This window comes from Paraclostridium sp. MRS3W1, from assembly GCF_032465715.1.
Taxonomy (GTDB): domain Bacteria; phylum Bacillota; class Clostridia; order Peptostreptococcales; family Peptostreptococcaceae; genus Paraclostridium; species Paraclostridium dentum.
This window is the reverse complement of record NZ_JAWDJM010000161.1, coordinates 71,980-78,419: the sequence shown is the minus strand read 5'-3', so window position 1 is coordinate 78,419 and position 6,440 is coordinate 71,980. Positions and strand designations below refer to the sequence as shown.

Here is a 6,440-nt window from a genome sequence, read left to right as displayed (position 1 = left end):
GCAATGTATGTAGCTTACCGATACTAATAGATCGAGGACTTGACCAAGATTATTTAATCTTACAAATGTTATTCAGTTTTTAGAGTACTAACTCTAAATAAAGATTATGCGGTTATTACAGCAAAGAGGATACACCTGTTCCCATTCCGAACACAGAAGTTAAGCTCTTTAGCGCCGATGGTACTTGGTGGGAAGCTGCCTGGGAGAGTAGGACGTAGCCGCGTAATCTTTTTTATTTTACGTGGATTTATGTGGTGGTTGATATTTAGTTTGCGCTTGGGTCATAAAGCTGAGAAGATGCTTTAAATGACCACTTCGCTGAAAACTAAATATCAACCACTTTTTGTTGTACGAAAATATAAAAGAATTACGCTTGTAATATATGAGTTAAATGATAAGAAAAGATGTTTTGAATGACCGCTGCTGTACAAACTAAATATCTACCATTTTTTGTTGTATAAAAATAAAAAAAATTCGATTATACGAGATGGGATTAAAATATAAGGTAAAAAATGATAAAAGATACTTTAAAAAACTTGATTATAATTATATGATTAAAATAGTCGTTTAATATAATCACAATATGTTTTGGGAGGAGGATCTTTAGCTTGAAATGTAAGTTAAAGTAAAAGTTAAAATAATGAATACACCAATAATAGATTCTTTAAGAAAAATAGTTGATGACAATATAATATCATTTCATATGCCAGGTCATAAGAAAGGCGCTATATATAAAATGCTAGGGTATCAAGATATACTTGAAAATTTATACAAACTAGATACAACTGAGATTCCAGGGACGGATAATTTACATTCACCAGAAGAGTGTATAAAAGAGTCTCTTAAAAGGGCTTCAGAAGTATTTAAAAGCGATAAAACTTTTTATTTAGTGAATGGATCTACTTGTGGAATTGAGGCAGCTATAATGGCTTCTGTAAATCCTAAAGAAAAAATAATACTAAATAGAGATTGCCATCAGTCAGCGATTAATTCTTGTATAATTGGAGATATAGATCCAATTTATGTTAACCCTAGTATAAATAAAGATAGTAATACTTTATCTGGAGTTAGTTTTGATGATGTAAAAAGAGTTATAGACTCAAATTTAGATTCCAAGGCAGTTTTTCTGACTTATCCAACTTATTTTGGAGATGTATTTGATTTAAAGTCTATTTGTAGTTATGCACATGAAAAAGGTATGACTGTTATAATAGATGAAGCCCATGGAGCTCACTTAGGGTTAAGTGAGAAGCTACCAGAGACAGCATTAAGCCAAGGCGCAGATATAGTAATACAAAGTACTCATAAAACATTACCATCCTTTACACAATCATCTATGATTCATATTAAAGGAAATAGAATAAATATAAATAAGTTAACAAATATGCTGAGAATAACGGAATCTTCAAGCCCATCATATTTACTTATGGCATCTTTGGATATAGCTGTAGATATATACGAAAAAAACGGGTTTGATTTGATGGACAAACTTTTAAGCAATATAAATGAATTTAAAAGTGAACTTTATAAGCTTAAAAATATTAAAGTAGATGAAAGTAAAGATTATACTAAAATATTTTTAAATACAAAGAAACTTGGGATTACGGGACATGAATTAGAAAATATTTTAAGAGAAAATTATAATATACAGGTTGAGTTATCTAATTATTATGGTGTTTTATTGATTGCAACAATTGGGAATACAAAAGATGAATTTTTAAAGTTAAAAGATGTATTATTTGAAATCGATAAAATTTATAAGAAAGAAGATCATTTAAAAAGCGTATCGTATCCAATTAAATTACCTAAAAAGATATTAAGTCCAAGAGAAGCATTCTATATGGATAAAAAAAATGTTAAAATAGAGAATAGCATAGGAAAAATTTCAGGTGAATATATAATACCATATCCACCTGGAGTTAGCTTAGTATCTCCAGGAGAAGAGATCACAAAAGAAGTTATTGAATACATTATAGAATGTAAATCTAAGGGAATGAACGTTAATGGAGTTAAAGATAGTGAACTTAGGTTTATTCAAGTTATAGACATAGATTAAATTCATAAGAAAGGAAGACAATATTAGTTACGATGAGTATATTAAGCGTGATCAATATTGATAGGTGTAAAAAATGAAAGGAAAGTTAATAATTATAGAAAGTGGTTCAGATGCTAGCGGAAAAGCAACTCAAACCAAAAAATTATACAATAGATTAATAGAGGATGGGTATAAAGTAAAAAAAGTCGAATATCCAAACTATAAATCAGATTCTGCTTCACTAGTTAAGATGTATTTAAATGGAGACTTCGGGAAAAATGCTAATGACGTAGATGCATATGTAGCTTCTACATTCTTCGCAGCAGATAGATACGCATCTTTTAAAACGGAATGGGAATCTTTTTATAATGAAGGCGGAATTATAATAGCAGATAGATATACTACTTCAAATATGGTTCATCAAGCATCAAAAATGGACGAACAAGAAAGAGATAAATATATAAATTGGTTATTTGACTTTGAGTTTAATTTATATAAGATTCCACAACCAGATTGTGTAGTATTTTTGGATGTTCCTGTAGAGTTTAGTAAAAAACTTATGGAAAATAGAAAAAATAAGTTTACAGGAGAAGAAAAAAAGGATATACATGAAAGTGATATAGACTATCTAACAAGATCATATAATAACTCTTTATATATAGCAAACAAGTATAATTGGAATAAGATTGATTGTATAAACGATGAAAAATTAAGAAGTATAGATAGCATACATGAAGAAATATATAAAGTCGTTAAAAAAACTATAGATTCTATGGAGAAATAGATATGTATTTTGAAAATATTATAGGACAAAGTTTTGCTAAAAAATATTTATCAAACTCTATTACAAAAGATAAAATAAATCATGCATATTTATTTGAGGGAATAAATGGAGTTGGTAAAAGCACACTTGCACAAGAGTTTGCAAAATTTTTACTTAAAACAAAACACCTTGAGAATAACCCTGATTTTATATCTATAGAACCTCAAGGTGCAAGTATAAAAATAGCTCAAATAAGAAGCTTACAGACTGATGTTATAATAAAGCCACATGGAGATTATAAAATATATTTAATTACTGATGCGGAAAAAATGACTATAGAGTCTCAAAATGCATTATTAAAAACATTAGAAGAGCCACCTAACTACGTAATAATAATACTTTTAACAAATAATAAAAACTCATTACTAGATACAATAAAGTCAAGATGCGATATAGTAAAGTTTTTACCAATACCGTTTATAGAATTAAAGGAGTATTTGAAAACAAAGGGAATTGAAGATAGAAAAGCTAGTATGTTAGCTACATTTTCTAGAGGAAGTATAAGCAAAGCTTTAGAATTGTCTGAGTCATCAGATTTTATGGTAATGAGAGAGGATATTCAAAGTAATATACAAACTATGTTAGATAAGAATGTAGTTGATATATTAGAACTTCCAAGTAAGTATGATAAATATAAAGATAATATTATTGAAGTTTTGGATATAACTTTGAATTATTTTAGAGATATAATGATGTTAAAAGAAAATATAAATAAAGATATGATTATAAATATAGATAAAATAACATTTTTACAAAATATGAGCAAAAAAATTAACTATTCTCAAGTGTCTAAGATTATTGATATAATAGAAGAGACTAAGAAAAAGTTAAGAAGTAATTGTAACTTTAATTTGAGTATACAAGTGATGTCTTTAAATATATATGAGGTGATTAAATGATAAGAATAGTGGGTGTTAGATTCAAAAGTGCAGGAAAAATATATTATTTTGATCCTGTAGAATTTGAAATAGAGAAAAATGTAGATGTAGTAGTAGAAACTGCAAGGGGATTAGAATATGGTAAGGTTGTAGTAGGACCTAAGGAATTAGATGAAAGTGAGCTAGTATCACCTTTAAAACCTATTGTAAGAATAGCAACAGAAGAAGATACTAAGATTTATTTAGAAAATAAAGAAAAGGCGAAAGAAACTTTTGAGGTTTGCCAACAAAAAATAAAAGAACATGAATTAACTATGTTTCTTATAGATTGTGAGTATACATTTGATAGAAATAAGCTAATATTCTACTTTACAGCAGAAGGAAGAATAGATTTTAGAGAACTTGTAAAAGACTTAGCTTCTATATTTAAGACTAGAATAGAATTAAGACAAATTGGAGTAAGAGATGAAGCTAAATCTATAGGTGGACTTGGACCGTGCGGAAGAAGACTATGTTGTTCTTCTTGGTTAGGAGATTTCCAACCTGTTTCTATAAAAATGGCGAAGGATCAAAGTTTATCACTTAATCCTACTAAAATTTCAGGTATATGTGGTAGATTATTCTGTTGTTTAAAATATGAACACGATGTATATAGTGAAGCATTAGAAAAAATGCCAACAGTAGGTTCTATAGTACAATCTCCAGATGGAAAAGGAAAAGTAATTGAAATTAACCCTCTTTTAGAACAAATTAAAGTAGAATTACAAGATAAAAACATAAAACTTTATGAAAGAGAAGATATAAAGATTTTACAAGAAGCTAAGAAATGTGCTGGATGTGGACAAAAAGATGAAAAACTTGATGCAGAGACATTAAGAGAGTTAAAAAAATTAGAAGATTAATAGGGGGTAGGATATTTCCTACCCTTTAAATTGTGAATTTTTAACGCTTAAAGAAATTACACTTGCTGGAATTTGTGAATAATCTACAAAATTTATTTGTATCAAAACACTATATTTTGAGCGTTAAAAAGATTTTAAGCAACGGATGAAGTCGTTGGTGGCATGAGCGAAGCGAATTTTTAATGTTAAGGAGTAGATTTATGGACGTAAAAATAAAAGAGACGGAAAGAATAGATGATATTCAACTTAAAGGACTAAGGTTGATACAAGACACAACTGGATTTTGTTTTGGAGTAGATGCTGTTTTACTAGCTAACTTTGCTAAAGTAAAAAGAGGTGCTAGCGTAGTAGATTTAGGAACAGGAACAGGTATAATACCAATATTAATAGCTGGTAAAAGTGAAGCTAAGGAAATTATAGGTGTAGAGATCCAAGAAGAAGTTTATGAGATGGCTTCAAGATCTGTACTATTAAATGACTTACAAGATAGAGTTAAAATTGTAAATGGAGATATAAAAGTAATAGATAAAACTTTAGAAGTTAACAAGTTTGATGTAGTTACTTCAAATCCTCCATATATGCATGATAATGGAATAAAAAATCCAAATGATAAAAAAGCTATATCAAGACATGAAGTAAAATGCAATTTAGAAGATGTTATAAGATCAGCATCTAGATTATTGAAAGATACAGGTAAGTTTTATATGATCCACAGACCAACTAGACTGATAGAAATAATAACATTAGCAAGACAGTATAAGTTAGAGCCAAAGCAAATTCAGTTTATTCATCCTAAGCAAGGCAAAGCTCCTAACATAATGTTAGTTCAATTTACTAAGGGTGGAAGACCAGATTTAAAAATATTAGATCCATTATATGTTTATGATGAGGATGGAAATTATACTAAAGAAATTGATGACATATATGCAAATCAAGATATAGGAGAAAAGTAAATGAGTGGAAAATTATATGTATGTGGAACTCCAATAGGAAACTTAGAAGATATAACATATAGAACCTTAAGAGTTTTAAATGAAGTTGATTTAATAGCAGCAGAAGATACTAGACATAGTATTAAACTTTTAAATCATTTTGAAATATCGAAACCATTAACAAGTTATCATGAATATAACAAAGATAATAAAGGTGGATATTTAATAAATAAATTACTAAGCGGAGAAAATATAGCGTTGATAAGTGACGCTGGAATGCCTGGAATATCAGACCCTGGAGAAGAAGTAATAAAACAGGCTATTGAAAATGATATTGAAGTAGTTGTATTACCTGGAGCTACTGCATCTATCACGGCATTAATAGGTTCAGGGCTTGAAACTGGGAAATTTGCATTTGAAGGTTTTTTAGATAGAGATAAAAAAAGAAGAAGAGCTCAACTAGAAGAATTACAATATGAAAAAAGAACTATTATATTCTATGAATCACCACATAGACTAAAAGATACTTTAAAAGATATGTTAAAAGTATTAGGTAATAGATCTATAGCAATAAATAGAGAATTAACTAAAAAGTATCAAGAAATAATAAGAAAAGACATACAAGGTTGTATAGAAATTTTTAATGAAAGAGAAGTAAAAGGAGAATTTGTACTTATAGTTGAAGGCTTTAAAGGTGAAGTGAAAAAAGTTTGTGAATACGATGATTTAAATGAGAGAGAGTATGTTCTAAAGCTTATGGAAGAAGGTATAAGTAAAAAAGATGCAATCAAAGCTGTTTGTAAAGAAAGAAAGTTAAAGAAAGATATAGTATATAAACAAGTTCTAGATTTATAAAATAGAGGTGATAAA

6 protein-coding genes and 1 rRNA gene are annotated in these 6,440 nt (G+C 28.4%); all 7 read left to right on the top strand.

The window, feature by feature from the left end:
• Positions 1-107 precede the first annotated feature (107 nt).
• Positions 108-224: ribosomal RNA gene (gene rrf / locus RWY47_RS13260) — 5S ribosomal RNA — on the top strand.
• A gap of 416 nt (positions 225-640) precedes the next feature.
• Positions 641-2,056 carry an aminotransferase class I/II-fold pyridoxal phosphate-dependent enzyme gene (locus RWY47_RS13255; protein ID WP_199874409.1) on the top strand — a complete coding sequence of 472 codons (1,416 nt, stop codon included), beginning with the start codon at positions 641-643 and terminating at the stop codon, positions 2,054-2,056.
• A 73-nt stretch (positions 2,057-2,129) separates the two neighbouring features.
• Positions 2,130-2,819, top strand: a complete 690-nt coding sequence (locus tag RWY47_RS13250; protein ID WP_021430404.1) for a dTMP kinase — start codon at positions 2,130-2,132, stop codon at positions 2,817-2,819.
• A gap of 2 nt (positions 2,820-2,821) precedes the next feature.
• Positions 2,822-3,757, top strand: coding sequence for a DNA polymerase III subunit (locus RWY47_RS13245; RefSeq protein WP_021430405.1), 936 nt, complete (start codon positions 2,822-2,824; stop codon positions 3,755-3,757).
• Entirely contained in the window at positions 3,754-4,638 is an 885-nt protein-coding gene (locus tag RWY47_RS13240; RefSeq protein ID WP_021430378.1) for a PSP1 domain-containing protein, read from the top strand. The genes RWY47_RS13245 and RWY47_RS13240 overlap by 4 nt, the downstream gene beginning before the upstream one ends.
• 200 nt (positions 4,639-4,838) lie before the next feature.
• Positions 4,839-5,591 carry a tRNA1(Val) (adenine(37)-N6)-methyltransferase gene (locus tag RWY47_RS13235; protein ID WP_021430351.1) on the top strand — a complete coding sequence of 251 codons (753 nt, stop codon included), beginning with the start codon at positions 4,839-4,841 and terminating at the stop codon, positions 5,589-5,591.
• Positions 5,592-6,425 (top strand): 16S rRNA (cytidine(1402)-2'-O)-methyltransferase, encoded by an 834-nt coding sequence (rsmI, locus tag RWY47_RS13230; protein WP_021430358.1) that lies wholly within the window; start codon positions 5,592-5,594, stop codon positions 6,423-6,425.
• The last annotated feature ends 15 nt before the right edge of the window (positions 6,426-6,440 follow it).